We start from the raw sequence: 24,966 nt of genomic DNA, 5'->3' as shown, positions 1-24,966 counted from the left end.
TGTGATGGGATCGGGCCATGAACACCGCCACCGTCACCGTCACCACCTGGTCGCTGGAGCAGACCTCGCCCGAGGACCTGCGGGGCGTGCCCGAGCCCGAGCAGGGTTCGGGGGTGCGCATCGCGCGCGCCCAGGTTCCCAGCCCCGAGTTCAGCCGCTTCCTGTACACCGCGGTGGGCGCCGACGTGACGTGGACGGACCGGCTGAGCTGGAACCGGGCCCGCTGGCGGCAGTTCCTTGAGCGGCCGGGCGTGGAGACCTGGGTGGCGTACGAGCGGGACACCCCGGCCGGGTTCATCGAGCTGGACGCCCAGCCGGACGGGGTGGTGGAGATCAGCTACTTCGGGCTGATCGCCGCGTTCCGCGGGCGCCGCATCGGCGGCGCGCTGCTGGGGCACGGCACCGCGCGGGCCTGGGACCTGGCCGACCGGTGGCCGGGACGGGAGCGCACCCGGCGGGTGTGGGTGCACACCTGCAGCCAGGACGGGCCGCACGCGCTGGGGAACTACGAGCGCCGCGGCTTCCGGGTGTTCCGCACCGAGGTCACCGAGGAGGCGGCCGTCTCCGCGCCCGGACCGTGGCCGGGCGCGCTCGACTGATGTGACCGAACCCACATATCTCACGCTTCGGGACACCCGTGTCCACATTCTGGATAACGGTGGACTGAGTCCAAATCTCCGTGACACGCTTCCGTCATGTCTCGAGCTGGAATTGCCTTGGTGAGTCGGCGTCACGTCGACCTCGGCCGCATGTCCAGCGCCATCTGTCCGGCGGGCTGACAGTCACAGCACCTCCGCCTCTCCCCGTCCCCGCCGTCGCGGACGGGCGAGACCCTCCGCACCACCCCGACCTGCCCCGGCACCGGTTTGCCCGCGTGCGCGGATGCGCGGGCGGAGAGCCGTACGCCCCCGTCAGTCCGAAGGACACATACAGCCATGGCCGACACCCCGAAGCCAGCCGCCGCCGCTCCGTCCCGCCGCAAGGCCGGCCGCCACCGCGGCGAGGGCCAGTGGGCCAAGGGCCACTTCACTCCGCTCAACGCCAACGAGCAGACCAAGAAGGACGACGACGGTCTCAATGTGCGGACACGCATTGAGACGATCTACGCGCACCGCGGCTTCGCCTCCATCGACGGCGCTGACCTGCGCGGACGGATGCGCTGGTGGGGCCTGTACACCCAGCGCAAGCCCGGCATCGACGGCGGCCGGACCGCCATCCTGGAGCCGGAGGAGCTGGACGACGAGTACTTCATGCTCCGCGTCCGGATCGACGGCGGACGGCTGACGACCGAGCAGCTGCGTGTGATCGGCGGCATCTCCGAGGACTTCGCCCGCGGCACCGCCGACATCACCGACCGGCAGAACATCCAGTACCACTGGATCCGCATCGAGGACATGCCGGAGATCTGGCGCCGCCTGGAGGGTGTGGGCCTGTCCACCACCGAGGCGTGCGGCGACACCCCGCGGGTGATCCTCGGCTCCCCGGTGGCCGGCATCGCCGCGGACGAGATCATCGACGGCACGCCCGCCATCGACGAGATCCACCGCCGCATCGTCGGCAACCCGGCCTTCTCCAACCTGCCGCGGAAGTTCAAGTCGGCCGTGTCCGGCTCGCCGCTGCTGGACGTGGCCCACGAGATCAACGACATCGCCTTCGTCGGCGTCGAGCACCCCGAGCACGGCCCCGGTTTCGACCTGTGGGTGGGCGGCGGCCTGTCCACCAACCCCAAGATCGGTGTGCGCCTGGGCGCCTGGGTGCCGCTGGACGAGGTCGCCGACGCCTACGAGGGTGTCGTCTCCCTCTACCGCGACTACGGCTACCGGCGGCTGCGCACCCGCGCCCGCATCAAGTTCCTGATCGCCGACTGGGGCCCGGAGCGCTTCCGCCAGGTCCTGGAGGAGGAGTACCTCGGCCGCCCGCTGCTCGACGGCCCGGCGCCCGAGCAGCCCGTGCAGCAGTGGCGCGACCACGTCGGTGTGCACCGCCAGAAGGACGGGCGCAACTACGTGGGCTTCGCACCCCGCGTCGGGCGGGTGGACGGCGCCACGCTCACCAAGATCGCCGACCTGGCCGAGGCGCACGGCTCCGGCCGGGTGCGCACCACCGTCGAGCAGAAGATGGTCGTGCTGGACGTCGAGGACGACCAGGTCAAGTCGCTGAGCGACGGGCTCGCCGCCCTCGGCCTGACCACGAAGCCCTCCCCGTTCCGGCGCGGGACGATGGCCTGCACCGGCATCGAGTTCTGCAAGCTGGCCATCGTGGAGACCAAGAGCCGCGGCCAGTCCCTCATCGAGGAGCTGGAGCGCCGCCTGCCGGACTTCGAAGAGCCGATCACCATCAACATCAACGGCTGCCCGAACTCCTGCGCCCGTATCCAGGTGGCGGACATCGGTCTCAAGGGGCAGCTGGTCACCGACGCCGACGGCAACCAGGTCGAGGGCTACCAGGTCCACCTGGGCGGCTCGCTGGGCATGGAGCCCGGCTTCGGCCGCAAGGTCCGCGGCCTGAAGGTCACCTCCGAGGAGCTGCCCGACTACGTCGAGCGGGTCGTGCGGAACTTCTCCGCGCAGCGCGAGCAGGGCGAGCGGTTCGCCCAGTGGGCGGCCCGGGCCGACGAGGGGGCCCTGAAGTGAGCGAGCGCGCGGCGCCGTTCTACTGCCCCTACTGCGGCGACGAGGACCTGCGTCCCAGCGAGGAGGGGCCCGGCGCCTGGGAGTGCGCGTCCTGCAACCGGGCGTTCCGGCTGAAGTTCCTCGGCCTGCTCTCCAGCGGCTTCCGCCAGGTCGCCGCCGCCACCGGCACCACCGAAGCGCACGCCGCCGACCCGCACACCACCGACCGGGAGGACACCGCATGAGCACCGCAGTGGACCTGCGCGACCTCGCCGAACAGGCGGGCCGCGACCTGGAGGAGGCCCCCGCGCTTGAGGTGCTGCGCTGGGCCACCGAGACGTTCGGGCCGGAGTTCTGCGTCACCTCCTCGATGGAGGACGCGGTCGTCGCCCACCTGGCCTCCCGGGTGGCGCCCGGCGTGGACGTGGTCTTCCTCGACACCGGTTACCACTTCCCGGAGACGATCGGCACCCGCGACGCGGTGGCCGCCGTCATGGACGTCACCGTGCTCACGCTGACGCCCGCGCGGACCGTCGCCGAGCAGGACGCCGAGCACGGGCCGCGGCTGCACGAGCGCGACCCCGACCTGTGCTGCGCGCTGCGCAAGGTCAAGCCGCTCCAGGAGGGCCTGGCCGGCTACCGCGCCTGGGCCACCGGGCTGCGCCGCGACGAGTCCCCGACCAGGGCCGGCACGCCGGTCGTCGGCTGGGACGAGAAGCGGCAGAAGGTGAAGGTCTCGCCGATCGCCCGCTGGACGCAGGAGGACGTGGACGCCTACGTCGCCGAGCACGGCGTGCTGACCAACCCGCTGCTCGACGACGGCTACCCGTCCGTCGGCTGCGCGCCCTGCACCCGCCGGGTGCAGCCCGGCGAGGACGCCCGCGCCGGGCGCTGGGCGGGGCGGAACAAGACCGAGTGCGGACTGCACGGCTGATGACGGACCACACGACAGGCAGGGAGCGGGAGATGAGCGGGACGGACCAGGGCGCCACGGTGTGGCTGACCGGTCTGCCGAGCGCGGGCAAGACCACCATCGCCCGCGCGCTGGCGGACCGGCTGCGGGCCGGCGGACACCGGGTGGAGGTGCTGGACGGCGACGAGATCCGCGAGTTCCTCTCCGCCGGGCTGGGCTTCTCCCGGGAGGACCGGCACACCAACGTGCAGCGCGTCGGCTTCGTCGCCGAACTGCTCGCCTCGCACGGCGTGAAGGCGCTGGTGCCGGTGATCGCGCCCTACGCGGACAGCCGGGAGGCGGTCCGCAAGCGGCACCGCGCCGAGGACACCCCGTTCCTGGAGGTGCACGTGTCGACCCCGGTCGAGGTGTGCGCGGAACGGGACGTGAAGGGGCTGTACGCCGAGCAGGCAGCCGGGCGGCTCACCGGCCTGACCGGTGTGGACGACCCGTACGAGGCGCCGGACGATCCCGACCTGCGGATCGCCGCGCAGGAACAGACCGTCGAGGAATCCGCGGCGGCGCTGCACGCGCTGCTGACCGAGAGGGGACTCGCGTGACCACCGCAGCCGCTGTGACCGGCACCTTCGGCGCGGAGGGCGAGAGCCCCTTCGCGCTCACCCACCTGGACGCCCTGGAGTCCGAGGCGGTGCACATCTTCCGCGAGGTGGCGGGCGAGTTCGAGCGGCCGGTGATCCTCTTCTCCGGCGGCAAGGACTCCATCGTCATGCTGCACCTGGCGCTCAAGGCGTTCGCGCCGGCGCCGGTGCCGTTCGCCCTGCTGCACGTCGACACCGGGCACAACTTCCCCGAGGTCATCGAGTACCGCGACCGCACCGCCGACCGCCACGGGCTGCGGCTGCACGTGGCCTCGGTCCAGGAGTTCATCGACTCCGGCCGCCTGCGCGAGCGCCCCGACGGCACCCGCAACCCGCTGCAGACCGTGCCGCTGCTGGACGCCATCGACAAGGGCCGCTTCGACGCGGTCTTCGGCGGTGGACGCCGCGACGAGGAGAAGGCCCGCGCCAAGGAGCGGGTGTTCTCGCTGCGCGACGAGTTCGGCGGCTGGGACCCGCGCCGCCAGCGCCCGGAGCTGTGGCAGCTGTACAACGGCCGCCACTCCCCCGGCGAGCACGTGCGGGTCTTCCCGCTGTCGAACTGGACCGAGCTGGACGTGTGGCAGTACATCGCCCGGGAGGAGATCGAACTCCCGGAGATCTACTACGCGCACGAGCGTGAGGTGTTCGCCCGCAGCGGCATGTGGCTCGCCCCCGGCGAGTGGGGCGGTCCCAAGGACGGCGAGCTGGTCGAGCGCCGCCAGGTGCGCTACCGCACGGTCGGCGACATGTCCTGCACCGGCGCGGTGGAGTCCGACGCCGACACGATCGAGAAGGTCATCGCGGAGATCGCCGCCTCCCGGCTCACCGAGCGGGGCGCGACCAGGGCCGACGACAAGCTGTCCGAGGCCGCGATGGAAGACCGCAAGCGCGAGGGGTACTTCTGATGGGCGCCACCGGTACAGACGGAACCACCGGACCGGCCGGGACGACCGGGCCGGCCGGTCATGCCGCCGCCCCCGTCGAGGCCACGTCGCTGCTGCGGTTCGCCACCGCCGGATCGGTCGACGACGGCAAGTCGACGCTGGTCGGCAGGCTGCTGCATGACTCCAAGTCGGTGCTCGCCGACCAGTTGGAGGCCGTCGAGCACGCCTCGCGCAACCGCGGCCAGGAGACGCCCGACCTGGCGCTGCTGACCGACGGCCTGCGGGCCGAGCGGGAGCAGGGCATCACCATCGACGTGGCGTACCGCTACTTCGCCACGCCCAGGCGGCGGTTCATTCTCGCCGACACCCCCGGGCACGTGCAGTACACGCGCAACATGGTCACCGGGGCGTCCACCGCGGAGCTGGCCGTCGTCCTGGTCGACGCGCGCAACGGCGTGGTGGAGCAGACCCGGCGGCACGCCGCGGTGGCCGCGCTGCTGCGCGTGCCGCACGTGGTGCTGGCCGTCAACAAGATGGACCTGGTCGACTACGCGGAGCCCGTCTTCGCCGCCATCGCCGAGGAGTTCACCGCCTACGCCGCCTCGCTGGGCGTGCCGGAGATCACCGCCATCCCCATCTCGGCGCTGACCGGCGACAACGTGGTGACGGCCTCGGCGAACATGGACTGGTACGGCGGCCCGACGGTGCTCGAGCACCTGGAGACGGTCCCGGTCAGCCACGACGTGTCCGCCTGCGTGGCCCGCTTCCCCGTCCAGTACGTCATCCGCCCGCAGACCGCGGAGCACCCCGACTACCGCGGCTACGCCGGTCAGGTGGCCTCCGGTGTGCTGCGGGTCGGCCAGCGGGTGACGGTGCTGCCGTCCGGCCGGACCAGCACCGTCGAGGGCATCGACGCGCTGGGCGAGTCGGTGGACGTGGCGTGGGCACCGCAGTCGGTCACGCTGCGGCTCGCCGACGACCTCGACATCTCCCGCGGCGACCTGATCGTGCCGGCCGACGCGGCCGTGACGCCCAGCCAGGACCTCACCGCCACGGTGTGCCACCTGCACGACCGCCCGCTGAAGGTCGGCGAGCGCGTCCTGCTCAAGCACACCACCCGCACGGTGAAGGCGATCGTCAAGGACATCCCGTCCAGGCTCACCCTGGACGACCTGTCCCAGCACCCGGCGCCCGGCGAGCTGGTCGCCAACGACATCGGCCGGGTCGTCGTCCGCACCGCCGAGCCGCTGGCCGTCGACGCCTACGCCGACTCCCGCCGCACGGGTTCGTTCCTGCTCATCGACCCGGCCGACGGGACGACGCTGTCCGCCGGCATGGCCGGTGACGCGTTCGCCGAGTCGACCGCGCCGGCCGAGCCGGAGGCGGCCGAGGCGGCCGACGACGGGTGGGACTTCTGACATGACCGGTGAGGCGTTCTCCACGTTCGACCAGCGCGGCGGCCGGATAGGCAGCGGCGTGCGCGGCAGCGGCCAGGGCGGCGTCGGGCGATGTGCGCGCTGACGCACGCCCCCGCCCGCCGAAGCCCGCCCAGCCGTTCCCCCTGAGAGGACCCTCCCGTGTCTGACGTCCGACCACGCCGTGCCGTGCTGCGCGCCCTGGCCGCCTCCGCCGTCCTGCCGCTGCTGCTGACGGCCTGCGGCTACGGCTCACAGCGGGTGGACGACACCACCTCGCCGGCTGCCGCGCAGGGGCCCAGGACGGACGGGCTGGACGAGGTCCGCATCGGCTTCTTCGCCAACGTCACGCACGCCACGGCGCTGGTCGGCCTCAGCCGGGACGGCCTGGTGCAGAAGGAGCTGGGCGGGACGGCGGTCAAGCCGCAGGTGTTCAACGCGGGACCGGCCGCCATCGAGGCGCTGAACGCCGACGCGGTCGACATGACGTGGATCGGCCCTTCACCCGCCATCAACGGCTTCACCCGCGCCGGCGGCCGGAACCTGCGCATCGTCTCCGGCGCCACGTCCGGCGGCGCCTCACTCGTGGTGGACCCGGACCGGATCAGCTCGGTGGACGACCTGAAGGGCAAGCGGATCGCCACCCCGCAGATCGGCAACACCCAGGACGTGGCGCTGCTCAACTACCTGGCGGACAAAGGCCTCAAGGTCGACGCCGACACCGGCAGGGGCGACGTGTCGGTGGTCCGCCAGGACAACAAGGAGATCCCCACCACCTTCCAGCAGGGCGGCCTGGACGGCGCCTGGGTCCCCGAGCCCACCGCCTCCAACATCGTCGCCAAGGGCGGCAAGGTACTGCTCGACGAGAAGGAGCTGTGGGACGGCGGCAAGTTCGTCACCACCCACCTCGTCGTCTCGCAGAAGTTCCTCGCCGCGCACCCGAAGGTCGTCGAGGCGGTCCTGCGCGGCACGGTCGGCACCAACACGTGGATCAAGGACAACCCCGACGAGGCGAAGAAGGTCCTCAACGCCCAACTTGAGCAGTACGGCGGCCAGCCGCTGCCCGAGAAGGTGCTCGACCCGGCCTTCGCAGCCATCGAGGTGACGGACGACCCGCTTGCCTCGACGCTGCGGGCCCAGGCCGAGCACAGCGTCGCCTCCGGGCTGCTCAAAGAGGCGCGGACGGACGGCATCTACGACCTGTCCCTCCTCAACAAGGTCCTCAAGGCCGAAGGCCGGGACCCCGTCGACGACGCCGGCCTCGGCGCCGAGTGACCATCCGCCACGGCACGTTCCCCAGGAGGTGACCCCGATGCCCACAACCGAACTCACCAAGGCACCGGCCGCGACCGCGCAGGTCGAAGCCGGCTACGCCGCCCGCATCGAGCACGTGTCGAAGTCCTTCGGACGCCCCGGCTCGCGGCAGCTCGTGCTCGACGACGTCTCGGTGGACGTCGGCCCCGGCGAGTTCGTCACCCTGCTGGGGGCGTCCGGCTGCGGCAAGTCCACGCTGCTCAACCTCGTCGCCGGGCTCGACCGGCCCTCCGCGGGCCGCATCGACGTCCCCGGCGGCCGGGCCGCCCTGATGTTCCAGGAACACGCCCTGTTCCCCTGGCTCACCGCGGGCAAGAACATCGAACTCGCCCTGAAGATGCGCGGTCTGCCCAAGAACGAGCGCCCCGCCGAGGCCGAGCGCCTCCTGGAGCTGGTCCGCCTCACCGGTGCCCACCGCAAGCGCGTGCACGAGCTGTCCGGCGGTATGCGCCAGCGTGTCGCGCTCGCCCGGGCCCTCGCCCAGGACAGCAAGCTGCTGCTGATGGACGAGCCCTTCGCCGCGCTCGACGCCATCACCCGCGACGTGCTGCACGAGGAACTGACCCGCATCTGGGCCGAGACCCACGTCTCCGTGCTCTTCGTCACCCACAACGTGCGCGAGGCCGTGCGCCTCGCGCAGCGTGTCGTCCTGCTCTCCTCCCGGCCCGGCCGCATCGCCCGCCAGTGGCAGGTGGACATCCCCCACCCCCGGCGCATCGAGGACTCCGCCGTCGCCAACCTCTCCCTGGAGATCACCGAACAACTGCGAGGGGAGATCCGCCGACATGGCCAGCACTGACTCCAGGCCCGAGGCATCCGCCGACCGGCCCGCCGCCTCGGACGTCCCGAAGGCCTCGGACGGTGGGAACGCCTCGGACGCCTCCGATCTCGCCGGGCTCGAAGCCGGACTCGACGCCCTCGACACCCGCACCACCCAGCGCACCCCGCTCAGCCGGGTGCTGCGCGACAAGCTGCTGCCGCCCGTGGTGGCGATCGTGCTGGTCGTCGCCGTGTGGCAGCTGGTGTACGTGCTCGGCGTCAAGGAGGACTACCAGCTACCCGGCCCGCTCCAGGTGTGGGGCGCGGTCGCCGACCTCTGGTACAAGGGCACGCTGTTCGAGGTGATCTGGACCAGCGTCTCGCGCGGTGTGCTCGGTTTCCTCGTCGCCGTGGCCATCGGCACCCCCCTGGGGTTGCTGGTCTCCCAGGTCAAGCTGGTCAGGGCCGCGATCGGGCCGATCCTCACCGGCCTGCAGTCCCTGCCGTCCGTCGCCTGGGTGCCCGCCGCGATCATCTGGTTCGGCCTCACCGACTCCATGATCTACGCCGTCGTCCTGCTCGGCGCGGTGCCGTCCATCGCCAACGGCCTCGTCGCCGGCGTCGACCAGACCCCGCCGCTGTACCTGCGCGCCGGACACGTCATCGGGGCCACCGGCATCCGCGGCATCCGCCACATCGTGCTGCCCGCCGCGCTGCCCGGCTACCTCTCCGGCCTCAAGCAGGGCTGGGCGTTCTCCTGGCGCTCCCTCATGGCCGCCGAGATCATCGCCCACTCCCCCGACCTCGGCGCCGGACTCGGCCAGCTCCTCGAAACCGGACGCGCCTACCAGGACATGTCCGTGGTGCTCAGCGCCATCCTGCTGATCCTCGTGGTCGGCATCGCCATCGACCTCCTGGTCTTCGCCCCCCTCGAACGCCACGTGCTGCGCACCCGCGGCCTGCTGGCGGCCAGGTGAGGCCAGTGGCATGCTCGAATACGAACGCCCGTACGCCTACCGCCGGAACCGTCCTGCCGACGTCCGACCGACGTCCGACCGACGTCCGACCGACAGGGAAGCGCACCATGGCCGACCCCGCCCTGCTGATCATCGCCCATGGCAGCCGCGACCCGCGGCACCCGGCGACCGTCACCGCGATCGCCGCGCGGCTGCGCTCGCTGCGCCCAGGGCTGCGGGTGGAGACCAGCTTTCTCGACTTCCAGTCGGCGACGGTCCCGCGTGCCCTGGAGCGGCTGCACCACACCGGAGTGCGGGAGGCCGTCGCGCTGCCGCTGCTGCTCAGCCGGGCCTTCCACGCCAAGACGGACATCCCCTCGGTGCTGCGCGAGACGCTGCACCTGCTGCCGCGGCTGTCCGTCACCCCGGCCGCCGTACTGGGACCGCATCCGCTGCTGCGGGCCGCCCTGGAACGGCGGCTGCGGGAAGCCGGGCTGCGGCCCGGCGACATCGGCTCGACCGGGGTCGTCCTGGCCTCGGCGGGCTCCTCCGACCCGGAGGCGAACGCGGTGATCGCTGAAACCGCGCGGGAGTGGCGGCGCACCACAGGTTGGTGTGCCGTGCGGCCCGCGTTCGCCTCCGCATCCCCGCCCGGGACCGCCGACGCCGTCCGCGCGCTGCGCGCGGAGGGCGCGCGCCGGGTGGTGGTCTCCCCGTACGTCCTGGCCCCCGGCCGCCTGCCGGACCGGATCGCCCAGGGCGCCGAGGAGGCCGGCGCCGACCTGCTCGCGCCGGTGCTCGGCGATGCCCCCGAGGTGGCCGAACTGATCGCCCTGCGTTACGACGAGGCCCGCCTGGCCCACCCCCACCGGGTGCCGCTGAGCGCCTGAGCGGCGGCCCCGGCGGCGCGGGAGCTGCTGGCATACTGCGCGCCATGGGGACCACTTCCGACTCCGCACATCGAAGGGTCGAACACGCCGCGGTCGGCGCGCTGCTCGACTTCGGCGCCTGGCCGCAGTCGCCGGACGCCACGGGCCCGGAACCGATCCGGTGGCGGGTACTCGACCGCTCCGGGGACACCGTGCTGCTGCTCAGCGACCGCGTCCTCGACTGCCGCCGGTACCACCGCGACACCACCGTGACGACCTGGCGCGACTGCGACCTGCGGGCCTGGCTGAACGGCGAGTTCCTCACCACCGCCTTCGGCGACGCCGAGCGCGGGCGGCTGGAGCCGGTGACGTGCACGGGCAACGGCGACGGTTCTCCCGACACGGTGGACCGGGTGTTCCTGCTCAGCGTCGAGGAGGTCAGGGCGCTCACCGATCCGCGCGGCGACGGCCCTCGCCGGCGCCGCGCGACCGGAACCGCCGTGGCGAGGGCGCCGAAGCCGGACGGCTGCCGCCTGTACGTCTACGACAAGGGTGTGGAGCGGGACTACCTCGTCGAGGACGGTGAGCGGCGCGGATGCTCCTGGTGGTGGACCCGCACCCGGACGGTGCCCGGGGACGGCCGGGCGCCGAGAGCGGCGTTCGTCGGCCCGCGCGGCGACGTCAAGACCTACGGCCGGGTCGACCTCGCGTGTTACGGCGTACGCCCCGCCCTGCGGCTGCGGGTGGCGGGAGCCGGCGCCGCGGATGCCGCGGATGCCGTCCACCGGGCCTGACCCCTGCGGGGCAGGCGCACAGAATGTCCGCAGACGTCCACAGGTGCCACCGGCACTCACCGGTGAACCGGAACACAACGGACAGAAGGGTCGCAGGTGCCCCCTTGCGGCGGTGCTCGCTTCCGGTCGACGCCCGCCTGTGGGACTCTGGAAAACGTACGCCCACCGCTCCTTCTCCCCCGCCGAGGCACTATGCGCTGCATCATCGCCGGTTACCCCTTCGACCTGACCCCGAGCGAGGTGGAGCAGGCGATGGCAGGTGTCAAACCGGAACCGGTCACCGGCGAAGCGGTGAAGATCGGCCGGCGAACGTACCCCGTCAAGCAGGTGGGGGCCATCGTCACCCGCCAGGACCGCCGCGACTTCACCGCCTTCGAAGTGACGCGCGCGATGAAGCGGCTCGGCTTCACCTGCGTGCCCGCGCCCGCCCCGGCGCCCCAGTCCCCGGCCGACGAGCTGCCCGGCTGGTAAGCCACCGACACCGCCCGCCGAGGCGGTGCCCCCTGCGGTACCGAACCGCCCCGACGCCCGCCGCGCCGGGGCGGTTCTGCATGCCCGCACGGGAGGCGCGCAGCACCCTCAGCGCACCCGGCCGCCGAAGGAACCGGCCGTCGGCTACTGCCCGTTCGCCTTTGTTGCCGAAGTGATACCGCACCGGGCGTGGCCAGGGAGCGCCCGCCGGGTGCACACTCGGCCCCTCTTCCGATTCATGTGCGGACAACAGGTCAACAGAATGTTGCTTACACCTAAGGGGCAAGGGTGCGGCGTCGACGGTTCACACATCTGGCGGCGGCCGGGCTGGCCGGTGCGGCCGTCCCGTCCCTGGTGTCCTGCGGCGCCGAGGCCGCGTCGGCGGAGGTGACGCTGACCCTGGTCGCGGCCGACTACGGCGATCTGGAGGGCGGCAACGGCTCCCAGGAGTACTGGGACGGCGTGGTGCGCGCCTTCGAGGCGCAGCACGAGGGCATCCGGGTCGACGTCACCGTGCACAGCTGGGACCGGGTGGCCGGCCGCGTCCAGGACCTGGTGAAGAAGGGCCGCTCGCCGGACCTGGCCCAGATCGACTCCTACGCCGGATACGCCGCCGACGACCTGCTGTACCGGGCGCAGGAGGTGCTGACGCTGACCGAACTGGCCGCGTTCCAGCCGTTCCTGGCCGCGGCCGGCGAGGTGCGCCGGACCCAGTACGGGCTGCCGTTCCTCGCGAGCACCCGGATGCTGCTGTTCAACCGGGCGCTGTTCACCCGGGCCGGGCTCGATCCGCAGGCGCCGCCGCGGACCTGGGCGGAGGTGCGGGAGGCCGCTGCGGCGCTGCGCGACGCGGGGGTGAACGTGCCGTACGGGCTGCCGCTCGGCCCCGAGGAGGCGCACGCGGAGGCCATGACGTGGATGGTCACCAACGGCGGCGGCTTCACGGGGCCCTCGGGCGGCTACACGCTCGACGCGGAGGCCAACGTGGAGACGCTGGTCTGGCTGCGGGACGAACTCGTCGGCCGCGGCCTGACCACCGCCAACCCGGCCACCACCGACCGGCAGAACCTCTTCGACCTGTTCACCAGGGGCCAGGTCGGCATGCTGAACGGCACTCCCTCCCTGATGCGCGACGCCGCCCGGAAGAAGATCGACTACGGCGTGGCGCGGCTGCCGGGCCCGGACGGCCCCTCCCGGGCCACACTGGGCGGCACCGACTGGCTGATGGCGTTCCGCCACAACGGCCACCGCGAGGAGATCAGCACGTTCCTCGGTTTCGTCTACCGGCTGGAGAACCACTACGCGCTCGCCGAGCGGTACAACCTGCTGCCGGTGACGACGGCCGCCGCCGACCGCATGCGCTCCGACAAGGCGCACCGCGAGCTGTGGGAGTTCCTCGACGGGCTGCCGGAGGCCGAGTTCTTCCCCGTGGCGAAGGCCGGCTGGTCCAGGACCAGCCAGGAGGCCAGGAAGGCGGTGGGAGCCGCGGTGGCACCCGGTGGCCGCCCGGAACGGGTGCTCCAGACGCTGCAGCGGTCCGCCGAGGCCGGCGACCAGCCGCGGAACGGCTGAGCGCGGGCCGCCAACCCCGCTGACGGAAAGGCCCGTTACGCCGAGGGCGATTCCGCCAGGGGCGATGTCCGCTTCCCTCGGCGGGCCGGAGGGGCAACAGTTCCGACATGAGACTTCTGGTGCTGGGTGGATCGGACTTCGTCGGACGGGTGGTCGCGGAGGACGCGGTGCGGCGCGGCTGGCAGGTGACCCTGCTCAACCGCGGCACCCGCACGCCTCCGGACGGCGTCGCCGTGCGCCGCGGCGACCGTGAGGCCCCCGACGGGCTGGCCGCGCTGGCCGAGGACGAGTGGGACGTCGTCGTCGACACCTGGTCAGGTGCGCCGCACGTCGTCCGGGACGCGGCCCGGCTGCTGTCCGACCGGGCCGGGCACTACGCCTACGTCTCCAGCCGCTCGGTGTACACGTTCCCCGCACCGGCCGGTGCCGACGAGAACGCGCCGCTGGTCGAGTCCTCCGCCGACGCCGGAGCCACCGACTACGCGCGTGACAAGCGCGGCGCGGAGATCGCGGTGACCTCGGCGTTCGGCGAACGTTCACTGCTGGTCAGAGCGGGCCTCATCCTCGGACGCCACGAGAACGCGGGCCGGTTGCCGTGGTGGCTGCGCAGGCTCGCCCGTGGCGGCCCCGTGCCCGCGCCCGGCCCGTACGAGCTGCCGCTGCAGTACGTGGACGTGCGCGACCTCGCCGCCTGGACCCTGGACTCGGCGGCCCGCGGCCTCAGCGGCGCCTACGACACGGTGAGCGCCCCCGGTCACACCACGATGGGGGAACTGCTGGAGTACTGTGCGGCGGCCACCGGCTCGGCCGCCGAACTGCGCTGGGTGACGCCGGAGGAGGTGGCGGCGGCCGGGGTGCAGCCGTGGACGGGGCTGCCCGTCTGGATGCCGCCCGGCGAGCTGCACGACGCGCTGCACGGGGCCGACACCGCCGCGGCGCGTGCGGCCGGTCTGCGGTGCCGTCCGGTGGTCGAAACGGTCGCCGACACCTGGGAGTGGCTCTCCCGCAACCCGGACTGGCGGGCGAAGAACCCGCCGGGCAGCCCCGGGGTCGGGCTCGACGCCGACAGTGAGGCCCTGCTGCTGGCGGGCAGCTCCTAGGGTCGGAGTATGACCGCCGCAGCCGCAGCATCCCCGACCGCCGAACCCGCGCCGCGCGTCCACCAGGCCGACGCCCTGCGCGGGTTCGCGCTGTTCGGCATCCTGGTCGTCAACATCGGCTACTTCGCCTCCGGCTACACGGCGCACGGGGTGAGCGACCCGGCGTTCGGCGGGCCGGTGGACCAGGCGGCCGAAACGGTGGTGTCGCTGCTGTTCAGCATGAAGTTCTACCTGCTGTTCTCCTTCCTCTTCGGCTACAGCTTCACCCTCCAGACGGCGTCAGCCCAGCGGGCCGGGCGGCGCCTCGGCCCGCGCCATCTGCGGCGGCTCGCCGGGCTGTTCGTGCTGGGCGCGGCCCACGCGGTGCTGCTCTACCACGGCGACATCCTCGCCACCTACGCCGTGCTCGGGCTGCTGCTGTACCTGCTGCGCGGCGTGAGCAACCGGACGGCGCTGGTGCTGGCCGCGTGCCTGATCGGCTGGGTGGTGCTGCTGTTCGCCGCGTTGGCCGCCGTCGTGCCCGTGGAGGGTGGCGACGGCGCCGCGCTGCGGGCCGGGCAGGAGACGGCCCAGGCGTTGGCGGGCGGCCCCGGGTCGGTCATCGCCGCGCACCTGGACCTGCTGCCCGGCATGGTGCTCGCACTGGTGTTGCAGCAGGCACCCACGGCGATGGCGATGTTCCTGCTCGGGCTGGTGGCGGGCCGGATGCGGCTGCTCGCGGACGACGGCACGCACGCGGTCCGGCTCCGGCGCGTCCAGTGGGTCGGCTTCCCGCTCGGACTCGCCGGAGCCGTCTGCTACGTCCTGCTGGACAGCACGAGCCACGTGCTCGCCGGCCTCGCCGTGTCCACACTGACCGCACCGCTGCTGTCCGCCGCCTACGCGGCGACACTGCTGCGCTTCTTCCGCACCGGGCCCGGGCATCGCCTCCAGGGGGCGCTGGCACCGGCGGGCCGGATGGCGCTCACCAACTACCTGGCCCAGTCGCTGGTGTGCGTCCTGCTGTTCACCGGCGTGGGAGCCGGGCTGGTGGGCTCGGTGTCACCGGCGCTCACCCTGGCCGTCGCCGTGGCCGTGTTCGGCTGCCAACTCCTGGTCAGCCGCTGGTGGCTGGCACGGCACCGCTACGGCCCCACCGAGTGGGCGCTGCGGGCCTTCTCCTACCTGGAGCTGCCGGGCCGGGCCGCCCGGAGCACCGGCGAACGGGCCTGAACAGCCGGGCGCTCCCCGCACCCGTGGGCTCAGGGCCTCACGACGACCTCACGACGACATCTCGACCAGCTTGGCCACCGTACGCCAGTTGCGGCCGGTGAGGACCAGGCCGCGGGTGGCGGCGGTCACCGCGTCCGGCAGTTTGCTGCGGCCCATGCCGTCGGGGAACCAGCAGTACACCTCCCGGCCGTCCGCCTGGAACTCGTCGGGCGCGTACCGTGCCGCGTCGACACCCGCCAGCGCCTCCGCCGGGACAGGGCGGTCCGCGAAGAGCACCAGCAGCTTCGCCGGGTCCCGGTCGGCCGTCGGCCAGGGGCAGCGGCGCTGCGCGTCCCGCATCTCCTGCCCGGAGCGGACCAGGCAGTCGACGGGGAAGCCGAAGTGCTCGGCGAGCGCCGCCTCCAGCGCGCCTGCGAGTGCCGCCGGTTCCGCCTCCCCGGCGCTGAAGACGGCGTTGCCGCTGTTGAGGTGGGTGGCCACCGAGTCCCAGCCGAGCCCGGTCATCACCTGCCGGAGCTCCGCCATCGGCACCCGCCGGTGCCCGCCGACGTTGATGCCCCGCAGCAGCGCCACATACCGTGTCATGCCGCGCATCGTAGCGGCGCGGACGCGGGCACGGCGGACGGGCCGCGCACCGCCGGGCGCTCGCCCGGCGTCAGGCACCCGCGGCCGCTCCGGCCGGTACCCGCTCGAAGCGGCTGGGGTAGGGGAAGTAGCGCTCCAGGAACTCGTGCATCCGCGCGCCGACCTGTGCACGCTCGGCGTCAGGCACGTCCACGTCGTTGAGGCAGAAGAAGTCGAAGCGGCGGGTGCGCTCGAGTTCCTCCAGTCGCTCCGGGGCGTCCTCCCGGCCGATGTCCACGTACCGGAACCGGAACTCGCCGGGCACCGCGCGGCCCGTCAGGTAGGCGTAGTGGTGGTGCAGGGAGGCGCCCATCGCGATGTCGTCGACGGACCGGAAACGTGACCGGCTGGTGCGTTCGACGTCCTCGGCGAACCGTTCCTCCAGCTCCTGCATCACGGCTTTGATCTGCGGATGCGGGGTGTGCATGAACTTGTTGGTGATCAGGCGCCCGTGCGTGGACATCAGCAGCTCCCGCACGTTCTTGCCGGCCGAGTTCGGAGCGGGCTCCTGCGCGTTCGGCTCACCGAGCCCGAACTGGAAAGGGGAGAACGGCAGCCGCGCTATGCCGTTCCCCAGGAAGAACTGCTCGGGCCGCGCCGGGCGGCCGACGAAGACGTCGTCGTTGAAGTACAGGTACCGGTCGGACAACCCGTCGATGTGGTGCAGCTGGGTGCCGATGGCGTGCGAGTTGAAGACCGGCAGCACCGACGGGTCGGAGAAGATGTCCCGGTGGTCGACCACGGTGACGCCCTCGGCTGCCGTGTCGAGCCAATCGGGCTGCTGCCCGTCGGTGACGATGAAGACGTGCCGGACGAAGTCCGCGTACATGTCGAGGGAACGCAGCGAGTACCTGAGCTCGTCGTGGCTGGTGTACCGGGAGGCTCCGACCTCCTTACCCGCGATGGCGGGACCCGGCCCACCTCGGAAGCGCTCCCGCTTGGCGCGCAGCTCCGGGTCCTCACCGTCCACCCACGTGTAGACGACGTCGATCGGGAACCCGACGGTGTCGATACGGGGCGCGGCGAAGTCCTCGAACGTGGGCAGGACACGCTCGCCGACGGCAAGGGTGGCTCGGCGGCGCGCGTCGGCGGGCAGGACGTCGGAGACGGCGTTGGGCCGGGGGCTGACCAGCGCGCTCGCGACCACCTCCGGCGGGGCCTGGGTGAGCAGCGCGGGGGCGGGCGAGCTTTCCAGCAGGCTCTCGCCGTCCTTCCAGAACTCGACCTCGCAGGCGAACTCCAGACCGCCGAGCACCTGGGCCTCGGGTCCGAGCAGGATCTCCCCGAAGCGCATGGTGCCGGAGGCCTTCAGCTTCTTGGGCAACGCCCCGTCCGCGTAGAGCGCGGCGTCAGCCGGGAGGTTGTCCATGCCGGTCTTCGCCGCGTACAGGGCGGTGCCCCGGTACAGCTCGCGGACCGCGTCCAGGAACGCCTTGCGGTCGGACCTGCGCAGGCCCAGCACATGGCGGCCGGGTGTGCGGCCGGGAACCGCGAAGTACTCCACCTCCGCCCGGCGCAGGGCGTCGACCACCAGTCCCAGGTTGTGCGCGGCGGCCCCGGTCGCACTGAAGTGGCCGAGCATCCTGCCGTAGTACGTCGTTCCGTCGACAACGACCTCACGCAGCGCGGGGTCGGAGTCGAGCAGCTCACGGCGGCGCCGGGCGAGGCGTTCCTCCTCACGACGCGCTGCAGCCTCCGCGCGGGCCGCCTGCCGCCGGGCCTCGATCGCTCTGCGCCTCGACGGCGGAAGCATCCGCTCCGCCGCTCTCCTGACACGCGCCTTCGTGGTCATCGACACACCTTTTCCCGCATTCCCCACATTCCCTGCATTCCCCGCGTTTCCCGCCCCCGGCCTCAGCGTGGGGACCGCGGCCCCCACGCCTCATGACGGGCCAGCCGCCCCTGCGGCGGCTCACCGCGAAAGGAACAGTTGTACGTGGGCGTTCGGTCATTACCTTACGTTTACCGGCGCGTATGGCAAGCCGGATGAATGCCCCTGACCAGGAGCAACGCCGACATAAGCGGCGGCACCACGCGGAGTCGGGATACCGCGCGCGGAGTCAGGAGCCGGCGGGGTGAGGAGGCCGGCCGCCGGGGTCAGGAGACCGGACGGGAATCGGCCCAGACGGACTCGAACTCCTCACGGTAGGTCGCGAACAGCCCGTGGTCGCCGTCGTCGGGAGCCCGGCCGCCGACCAGGTCGCGGCCACCGCCGCGCAGCACCAGCACCGGTGCCTCCATGCCGCGCCCCCGCCGCAGGTACGACTGCACCACGGCCAGGCCGTCGGCTCCGTCCCCGTCCACCAGGAAGGCGGTGAAGCGGGGCGTCTCGTCGAAGACGTGGATCTGCAGGGCGGCGCTGTCCCGGACCCGGGCCCGCACCCGGCGCATGTGCAGGATGTTCATCTCCACTGCACGGCTCAGCTCGCCCCGCTTGAGGCCCAGCTCGCGTTCGCGCCGCTTGACGGCGCTGCTGGCCGGGTTGAGGAACAGGAGGCGCATCCGGCAGCCGGCGTCCGCCAGCCGCACCAGTCGGCGCCCGGAGTAGTTCTGCACCAGCAGGTTGAGGCCTATGCCGACGGCGTCGATGCGCCGCGCCGACCCGAACAGGTTCTCGGCCGGCAGCTGCCGCTGGAGCCGCACCCGGTCCGCGTGCACCCCCACCACGTCGGCGAAGCGCTCCCCGACCAGCTCCTCCACCGCGTCGACCGGGAGGCGCCCCGCCGACGGCACGTCACCGCTGGAGCCGAGCAGTGCCAGCAGACGGGCCGAGGTGCGCTCGGTCTGGGCCAGTACGGCCGCCGACAGCGCCCGGTTGCGGGACACGGCGCTGCGGGCCACCTCCAGCTCGTCAAGCCCCAGCTCCACCTCGCGGCGCTCGTCGAAGTACGGCTCGTAGCAGGGCCAGTGCTGGATCATCAGCTCACGCAGCTGCGGCAGGGTCAGGAAGGACAGCAGGTTGTCGTCGGCCGGGTCGAGCACATAGCCCTTGCGCCGGCTGACCTCCCGGACGGCCACGGCGCGCTGCACCCACTCCTGCCCGGCCGGCCCGGCGGCGGCCACCACCCACTCGTCGCCGTGCACCGGCTCGTAGATCGGCCGCAGCACCGCGGCGACCACGGCCCGCAGGCGCTGCTCGACCAGGTTCAGCCACACGTAGGCGCGCCCCGCCCGCTGTGCCCGGGTGCGCACCTCCGACCAGATCTCGGGACCCCAGTCGAGATCGGCTCCGATCTCCATCGGCCGGGCCAGCGACACCGCGCCGGGTGGCGCGCCGTGGACGTCGGAGGCGCTCTGCGCGCCACCGTCGCCCGGGGGGAGCTCCAGCCCTCCCGAACTCACCTGTGCACCGCCTTCCGCCCCCGCTGTTCGATCAAGGAAGCCTACTGCGGCGTGTCGGGGCAAGGCAGCAGTATCCCGCATCAACTTCCGTTCCCCACCGGTCCATCCGGGGGAAGATAGGCCGGGGAGGAGGCCTGCGGGCTTCCAGCCTGGTACGCAATGATCAGCAGCTGGTGAGTGCATCGCGACAGAAAGAGACTTCATGCAGGTCTGGCCGGGACAGGCGTATCCGCTGGGCGCCACCTATGACGGGGCGGGCACCAACTTCGCCGTCTTCTCCGAGGCGGCCGAACGTGTCGAACTGTGCCTGCTGCACGACGACGGGTCGGAGACGGCGGTCGAACTGCGCGAGTCGGACGCCTTCGTCCGGCACGCGTACCTGCCGGGTGTGATGCCCGGGCAGCGTTACGGCTTCCGGGTGCACGGCCCCTACGAGCCGGAGCGCGGGCACCGGTGCAACAGCGCGAAGCTGCTGCTCGACCCGTACGCGAAGGCGGTCAGCGGCGACATCGACTGGGACGAGGCGGTCTACGGGTACCACTTCGGCCACCCCGAGCGCCGCAACGACCTCGACTCCGCGCCGCACACCATGGCGTCGGTGGTGGTCAACCCGTACTTCGACTGGGGCGACGACCGCCCGCCCCGGACGGAGTACCACCGGACGGTGATCTACGAGGCGCATGTGAAGGGCCTCACCATGCTCCACCCGGACCTGCCGGAGGAGCTGCGGGGCACGTACGCGGCCCTGGGCCACCCGGCGATCATCGAGCACCTGACCGGGCTGGGCGTGACGGCCCTCGAACTGATGCCCGTGCACCAGTTCGTCAACGACCACCGGCTCGCCGACTCAGGACTGTCGAACTACTGGGGCTACAACACCATCGGCTTCTTCGCCCCGCACAACACCTACGCCTCCTGGGGCGACCGCGGGCAGCAGGTGCTGGAGTTCAAGCAGGCCGTGCGGGCGCTGCACGAGGCGGGCATCGAGGTGATCCTCGACGTGGTCTACAACCACACCGCCGAGGGCAACCACTTCGGCCCGACGCTGTCCTTCCGCGGCCTGGACAACGCCTCCTACTACCGGCTCGCCGACGATCCGCGGTACTACACCGACACCACCGGCACCGGGAACTCCCTGCTCATGCGCAGCCCGCACGTGCTGCAACTGATCATGGACTCGCTGCGCTACTGGGTCACCGAGATGCACGTCGACGGCTTCCGCTTCGACCTGGCGGCGACCCTGGCCCGGCAGTTCCACGAGGTGGACCGGCTGTCGTCGTTCTTCGACCTGGTGCAGCAGGACCCGGTGGTGAGCCAGGTGAAGCTGATCGCCGAGCCGTGGGACGTCGGTGAGGGCGGCTACCAGGTGGGGAACTTCCCGCCGCTGTGGGCGGAGTGGAACGGCCGCTACCGCGACACCGTGCGGGACCTTTGGCGGGGTGAGCCGAGGGCGCTGGCCGAGTTCGGCTCCCGGCTGACCGGCTCCTCCGACCTCTACCAGGACGACGGCCGGCGACCCCTGGCCTCCATCAACTTCGTCACCTGCCACGACGGCTTCACCATGCACGACCTGGTGTCGTACCACCACAAGCGCAACGAGGCGAACGGCGAGGACAACCAGGACGGCGAGAGCCACAACCGCTCCTGGAACTGCGGCGTGGAGGGGGAGACCGACGATCCGGAGGTCCTGGCGCTGCGCCGCCGCCAGATGCGCAACCTCCTCGCCACCCTGATGCTGTCCCAGGGCGTGCCGATGCTGAGCCACGGCGACGAGTTCGCCCGCACCCAGGGCGGCAACAACAACGGGTACTGCCAGGACAACAAGATCTCCTGGGTGAAGTGGCCGGAGACGCCGGAGGAGGAGGCGCTGTGCGCCTTCGTGCGGTCGATGGTGTGGCTGCGCCGCGACCACCCGGTCTTCCGCCGCCGCCGGTTCTTCCACGGGCGGCCGGTGGAGGGCACGCACGACGAGCTGTCGGACATCGCCTGGTTCACCCCCGAGGGTGAGGAGATGGGCCAGCCCGACTGGCAGCAGGCCCAGGCCCGGTCGCTGACCGTCTTCCTCAACGGCAACGCCATCTCCGAGCCGGGGCAGCGGGGTGAGCGCATCACCGACGACTCGTTCCTGCTGATGTTCAACGCGCAGCCCGAGGAACGGGAGTTCACCGTGCCGCCGGACCACGGCAGCGGCTGGCAGACGGTCGTGGACACCGCCCGGGAGGACGGCCATCCGCCGTGGACGGGCCCCGCGGTCGACGCCGGGGACCGGATCACGCTCGCCGGACGTTGCATGGCCGTGCTGCAGCGCCCCGCCTGACCGCACCGACCGGCCGGGCCCGCGCGGGGTCCGGCCGGTCCGGGTGCTCCGACCGGCCGGTCCGGGCGCGGGTCAGGTGCCTGTGTGGCGGATCTCGGCGCTGTGCGGCGGCAGCAGCGGCCCGGAGCGCGGGCGGCTGGCGGCCAGCAGGCGGCCGGTGCCGGTGCCGGGCACCTCGGCCGGCTCGTCGCCGAGGTTGACCGCGACGAGCAGACCGCTGTGGCGCACGGTGAGCCACCGGGCCTGCTCGTCGTACTCCGCCCGCACACCGGCCAGCGCGCTGCCGGGCGCCACGTGTGCCCGGCGCAGGGCCAGGAGCGTGCGGGACCACTCCAGCAGCCGGGCGTGGGGCCCCCGCTCCCGCTCGTCCCAGTCCAGGCAGGAGCGGTCCCTGGTGGCACTGTCCTGCGGGTCGGGGATCTCCGCCGCCGTCCAGCCGTGTGCGGCGAACTCGCGGCGCCGCCCCTGCCGGACGGCTTCGGCCAGCTCCGGGTCGGTGTGGTCGGTGAAGTACTGCCACGGGGTGCGGGCCCCCCACTCCTCCCCCATGAACAGCATCGGCGTGGCAGGTCCGCACAGCACCATCGCGGCGGCGCAGGCCGCCAGCTCCGGGCTGATGCCCGCGGCCAGCCGGTCGCCGAGCGCGCGGTTGCCGACCTGGTCGTGGGTCTGGGCGTAGACGACGAGGCGCCCCGCCTCGGTGGCCTCCCGGTCCAGCGGGCGGCCGTGGCGCCGCCCGCGGAAGGCGGAGTACCCGCCGTCGTGGAAGAAGCCGCCGGTCAGGGTTCGGGCGAGGGCGGCCATGGGGGCTTGGGCGAAGTCCGCGTAGTAGCCCTGCGCCTCGCCGGTGAGCGCGGTGTGCAGGGCGTGGTGGAAGTCGTCGTTCCACTGACCGTGCAGACCCAGTCCGTGCTGTGCGCGTGCCGCCGTGGTGCGCGGGTCGTTCTGGTCGGACTCGGCGATCAGGAACAGCGGCCGGCCCAGCTCGGCGCCGAGCGCGTCGACGGAGGCGGAGAGCTGCGCGAGGAAGTGCTCGGCACGGGTGTCGACGAGTGCGTGCACGGCGTCGAGCCGCAGACCGTCCAGCCGGTAGTCGCGCAGGAAGCCGAGCGCGCTGCCGATCAGGTAGTCGCGGACCTCGTCGGAACCGGGGGCGTCGAGGTTGATGGCCGCACCCCACGGCGTGTGGTGGCGCTCGGTGAAGTACGGGCCGTACGACGGGAGCTGGTTGCCGGACGGCCCGAGGTGGTTGTGCACCACGTCCAGGACCACGCCCAGCCCCAGTCCGTGCGCCGTGTCGACGAAGCGCTTCAGACCGTCCGGGCCGCCGTACGGCTCGTGCACCGACCAGGGCGCCACGCCGTCGTAGCCCCAGCCGTGCCGGCCGGGAAAGGAGCAGACCGGCATCAGCTCTACATGGGTGACGCCCAGGTCAGCGAGGTGGTCCAGCCGTTCGGCGGCGGCGTCGAAGGTGCCCGCCGCGGTGAAGGTACCGACGTGCAGCTCGTAGAGCACCGCCCCGGCCGGGCCGCGCCCCGGCCAGTCGTGGCGCCACGGGAACGCCGCGTGATCCACGACGGCGCTCAGCCCCTCGGGGCCTTCCGGCAGGCGCAACGACCGCGGGTCGGGACGGGCCGGGTCGCCGTCCAGCCGGAAGCCGTAACGGGACCCGGCCGCCGCCGCGGCCTCGGCGGCCCACCAGCCCTGCCGGGCCGGGTCACCGGCCATGGGATGTTCCTGCCCGTCCAGTTGCAGGGTGACGGTTGACGCGTGTGGTGCCCACACCTCGAAGCGCATGGGCACCATGCTCAAGGAGGTGCCCCCGCAACGCCAGAAGGCCCCCGCCCCGCGCGTGGCGCGGCGGGGCGGAGGCCGGCCGGGCGACGGGCACCAGTGGAGGAAGTCCAGCACGACCGGCTCGCTGTCGCCGGGCGCAGCCCGGAACGCGGCCCGCGCCACGGGATTTCCAGCAGCTGGGGAACGGTCAGTCCAACCGCAGCACCAGTTCGTCGATCTCCGCTCCCCGCGCGTGCGCGAAGCCCCGGTCCTCGCCGACGACCTTGAAGCCGCACTTCTCCAGGACCCGTACCGATCCGGTGTTGTCCGCCGCCGTCTGGGCGAGCAGCGGGCGTTCGCGGACCTCGGCGAGCAGCCCGCGTAGCGCCGCGGTCGCGATGCCCCGCCCCCAGTAGTAGCGATCGATGAAGTACGTGACCTCCCGCTCGCCCGGCTCGCCGTAGACGGCCGCGTGCCCGACCACGTCGCCGTCCGCGAGCACGGTGCGGGTGACGACGTCGGGCAAGGCGAGGACACGCTTCCAGTGGGCGTCGAAGTGGGCCCGGTCCGTCGGGTCCTCAGCGGTGAAGGCGGCCATCCGGTTCGACTCGGGGTCACTCATGTGCCGGAAGAAGACCGGCAGATCGCTGGGATGCACAGGACGCAGGGTGACATCTGGGGAAGCCATGCACCCGACCCTAGCGCCGCGTGCATCGCGGGAGTCGACCGAAGAAACATGCGTGGCTTGCGTCCCGCTCGCCGCCGCCGGACGACTGTGACGGGCTGGGGACATGTCCCCTGTGGACAGCCCCCGTCGCTCCCGGGAGAATCAGGGCTCATGACGTCACTCGAGTTCGGCGCGCAGCCCCCGCGGGTCTCCGACGCGGAACGGGAACGTGCCCTCGACGTGCTGCGGGAGAGCGCGGTGCGGGGCCAGGTCTCGCAGAACACCTTCGCCCGCCGGATGGAACTGGTCCTGCTCGCCCGCAGACCCGACGAACTGCACGCCGCGGTGCACGACCTGGGCCCGCAGCGCACAGGCCCGGGGCTGCTGCTGCGCACGGTGAGCCGGGCCTCCGCGTTCTCCCAGCGGCTGCGCCGGGCCTGGCGTGCCGAACGCCTGCCCGAGCTGCTGCTGCCGGGGCCCGGCCCCTACCCGCTGTCGATCGGCCGGGCGCCGGGTTCCGTGCTGCGGCTCAACGACCACACCGTCTCCCGCGCGCACGCGCAGCTGAGGCACACCGGCACCGGCTGGCAGCTGCGCGACCTCGGCTCGGCCAACGGCACCTGGGTGAACGGCCGTCGGCTGACGGGGTCCATCGCCGTCCGGTCCGGTGACCAGGTCCGGTTCGGCCAGGTCGGATTCCGCCTCACCGCTCCCTGACGGCTCGCCCCCGA

General features: G+C 72.5%; 24 protein-coding genes. 19 read left to right on the top strand and 5 right to left on the bottom strand.

All coding sequences use genetic code 11. The features are described 5' to 3' along the window. Positions 1–17 precede the first annotated feature (17 nt). The 17 genes from QNO07_RS17710 to QNO07_RS17635 all read left to right on the top strand — a co-directional run bounded on the left by QNO07_RS17710 (position 18) and on the right by QNO07_RS17635 (position 15,509). The gene (locus QNO07_RS17710) at positions 18–599 is read left to right on the top strand and encodes a GNAT family N-acetyltransferase (protein WP_283993071.1); all 582 of its coding nucleotides are present in this window, start codon (positions 18–20) and stop codon (positions 597–599) included. 96 nt (positions 600–695) lie between these two features. After that, complete coding sequence (locus QNO07_RS27575; protein ID WP_309471194.1) at positions 696–779, top strand: putative leader peptide; 84 nt, start codon at positions 696–698, stop codon at positions 777–779. 156 nt (positions 780–935) lie between these two features. Further along, the gene (locus tag QNO07_RS17705) at positions 936–2,633 is read left to right on the top strand and encodes a nitrite/sulfite reductase (protein WP_283993070.1); all 1,698 of its coding nucleotides are present in this window, start codon (positions 936–938) and stop codon (positions 2,631–2,633) included. Next, a complete protein-coding gene (locus QNO07_RS17700; protein WP_283993141.1) occupies positions 2,630–2,857 on the top strand; it encodes a hypothetical protein in 228 nt (75 codons plus the stop codon). Before QNO07_RS17705 ends, QNO07_RS17700 begins: the two co-directional genes overlap by 4 nt. Next, on the top strand, positions 2,854–3,546 hold the full coding sequence (locus QNO07_RS17695; protein WP_283993069.1) for a phosphoadenylyl-sulfate reductase: 693 nt from the start codon (positions 2,854–2,856) through the stop codon (positions 3,544–3,546). Before QNO07_RS17700 ends, QNO07_RS17695 begins: the two co-directional genes overlap by 4 nt. Continuing rightward, entirely contained in the window at positions 3,546–4,124 is a 579-nt protein-coding gene (gene cysC / locus QNO07_RS17690) for an adenylyl-sulfate kinase (protein WP_283993068.1), read from the top strand. Before QNO07_RS17695 ends, cysC begins: the two co-directional genes overlap by 1 nt. Continuing rightward, positions 4,121–5,068: a sulfate adenylyltransferase subunit CysD gene (gene cysD, locus QNO07_RS17685; RefSeq protein WP_283993067.1), complete on the top strand. Its 948-nt coding sequence runs from the start codon at positions 4,121–4,123 to the stop codon at positions 5,066–5,068. Before cysC ends, cysD begins: the two co-directional genes overlap by 4 nt. Next, positions 5,068–6,465, top strand: a complete 1,398-nt coding sequence (locus QNO07_RS17680; protein ID WP_283993066.1) for a sulfate adenylyltransferase subunit 1 — start codon at positions 5,068–5,070, stop codon at positions 6,463–6,465. Before cysD ends, QNO07_RS17680 begins: the two co-directional genes overlap by 1 nt. Positions 6,466–6,624: 159 nt before the next feature. Beyond that, complete coding sequence (locus tag QNO07_RS17675; RefSeq protein WP_283993064.1) at positions 6,625–7,737, top strand: ABC transporter substrate-binding protein; 1,113 nt, start codon at positions 6,625–6,627, stop codon at positions 7,735–7,737. Between the two features lie 37 nt (positions 7,738–7,774). Next, positions 7,775–8,575, top strand: a complete 801-nt coding sequence (locus tag QNO07_RS17670) for an ABC transporter ATP-binding protein (protein ID WP_283993063.1) — start codon at positions 7,775–7,777, stop codon at positions 8,573–8,575. Then, positions 8,562–9,512 (top strand): ABC transporter permease, encoded by a 951-nt coding sequence (locus QNO07_RS17665; RefSeq protein WP_283993062.1) that lies wholly within the window; start codon positions 8,562–8,564, stop codon positions 9,510–9,512. Before QNO07_RS17670 ends, QNO07_RS17665 begins: the two co-directional genes overlap by 14 nt. A gap of 107 nt (positions 9,513–9,619) precedes the next feature. Then, positions 9,620–10,381, top strand: coding sequence for a sirohydrochlorin chelatase (locus QNO07_RS17660; protein ID WP_283993061.1), 762 nt, complete (start codon positions 9,620–9,622; stop codon positions 10,379–10,381). A 44-nt stretch (positions 10,382–10,425) separates the two neighbouring features. Further along, on the top strand, positions 10,426–11,154 hold the full coding sequence (locus QNO07_RS17655; RefSeq protein ID WP_283993060.1) for a DUF6273 domain-containing protein: 729 nt from the start codon (positions 10,426–10,428) through the stop codon (positions 11,152–11,154). 192 nt (positions 11,155–11,346) lie between these two features. Then, complete coding sequence (locus QNO07_RS17650; RefSeq protein WP_283993059.1) at positions 11,347–11,625, top strand: SCO5918 family protein; 279 nt, start codon at positions 11,347–11,349, stop codon at positions 11,623–11,625. A gap of 288 nt (positions 11,626–11,913) precedes the next feature. Continuing rightward, entirely contained in the window at positions 11,914–13,197 is a 1,284-nt protein-coding gene (locus tag QNO07_RS17645; RefSeq protein WP_283993058.1) for an extracellular solute-binding protein, read from the top strand. A 107-nt stretch (positions 13,198–13,304) separates the two neighbouring features. Next, positions 13,305–14,297, top strand: a complete 993-nt coding sequence (locus tag QNO07_RS17640) for an NAD-dependent epimerase/dehydratase family protein (protein WP_283993057.1) — start codon at positions 13,305–13,307, stop codon at positions 14,295–14,297. Positions 14,298–14,306: 9 nt separating this feature from the next. Next, positions 14,307–15,509 (top strand): DUF418 domain-containing protein, encoded by a 1,203-nt coding sequence (locus tag QNO07_RS17635; RefSeq protein ID WP_283993056.1) that lies wholly within the window; start codon positions 14,307–14,309, stop codon positions 15,507–15,509. Between the two features lie 48 nt (positions 15,510–15,557). Here QNO07_RS17635 and QNO07_RS17630 read toward each other — a convergent pair whose 3' ends face one another. The 3 genes from QNO07_RS17630 to QNO07_RS17620 form a co-directional block, all read right to left on the bottom strand. Continuing rightward, positions 15,558–16,094 (bottom strand): DUF1697 domain-containing protein, encoded by a 537-nt coding sequence (locus tag QNO07_RS17630; protein WP_349636843.1) that lies wholly within the window; start codon positions 16,092–16,094, stop codon positions 15,558–15,560. 70 nt (positions 16,095–16,164) lie between these two features. Then, on the bottom strand, positions 16,165–17,886 hold the full coding sequence (locus QNO07_RS17625) for a stealth family protein (protein WP_502961873.1): 1,722 nt from the start codon (positions 17,884–17,886) through the stop codon (positions 16,165–16,167). A gap of 344 nt (positions 17,887–18,230) precedes the next feature. Beyond that, positions 18,231–19,475, bottom strand: a complete 1,245-nt coding sequence (locus QNO07_RS17620; RefSeq protein WP_283993053.1) for a DUF5919 domain-containing protein — start codon at positions 19,473–19,475, stop codon at positions 18,231–18,233. A 202-nt stretch (positions 19,476–19,677) separates the two neighbouring features. On the opposite strand from QNO07_RS17620, the gene glgX reads away from it, so the two are divergent. Then, positions 19,678–21,792 (top strand): glycogen debranching protein GlgX, encoded by a 2,115-nt coding sequence (gene glgX, locus QNO07_RS17615; protein ID WP_283993052.1) that lies wholly within the window; start codon positions 19,678–19,680, stop codon positions 21,790–21,792. 72 nt (positions 21,793–21,864) lie between these two features. Here the strand turns inward: glgX and treZ are convergent, their stop codons facing one another. Both treZ and QNO07_RS17605 read right to left on the bottom strand, forming a co-directional pair. Beyond that, positions 21,865–23,589 (bottom strand): malto-oligosyltrehalose trehalohydrolase, encoded by a 1,725-nt coding sequence (treZ, locus tag QNO07_RS17610; RefSeq protein ID WP_283993050.1) that lies wholly within the window; start codon positions 23,587–23,589, stop codon positions 21,865–21,867. A 187-nt stretch (positions 23,590–23,776) separates the two neighbouring features. Next, positions 23,777–24,256: a GNAT family N-acetyltransferase gene (locus tag QNO07_RS17605; protein ID WP_283993049.1), complete on the bottom strand. Its 480-nt coding sequence runs from the start codon at positions 24,254–24,256 to the stop codon at positions 23,777–23,779. 150 nt (positions 24,257–24,406) lie between these two features. Here QNO07_RS17605 and QNO07_RS17600 point away from each other — a divergent pair, with 150 nt between their 5' ends. Further along, positions 24,407–24,952 (top strand): FHA domain-containing protein, encoded by a 546-nt coding sequence (locus QNO07_RS17600; protein WP_283993047.1) that lies wholly within the window; start codon positions 24,407–24,409, stop codon positions 24,950–24,952. Positions 24,953–24,966 lie beyond the last annotated feature (14 nt).

It is taken from the genome of Streptomyces sp. 549, from assembly GCF_030124175.1.
GTDB lineage: Bacteria > Actinomycetota > Actinomycetes > Streptomycetales > Streptomycetaceae > Streptomyces.
This window is presented reverse-complemented; position numbering and strand designations above follow the sequence as displayed.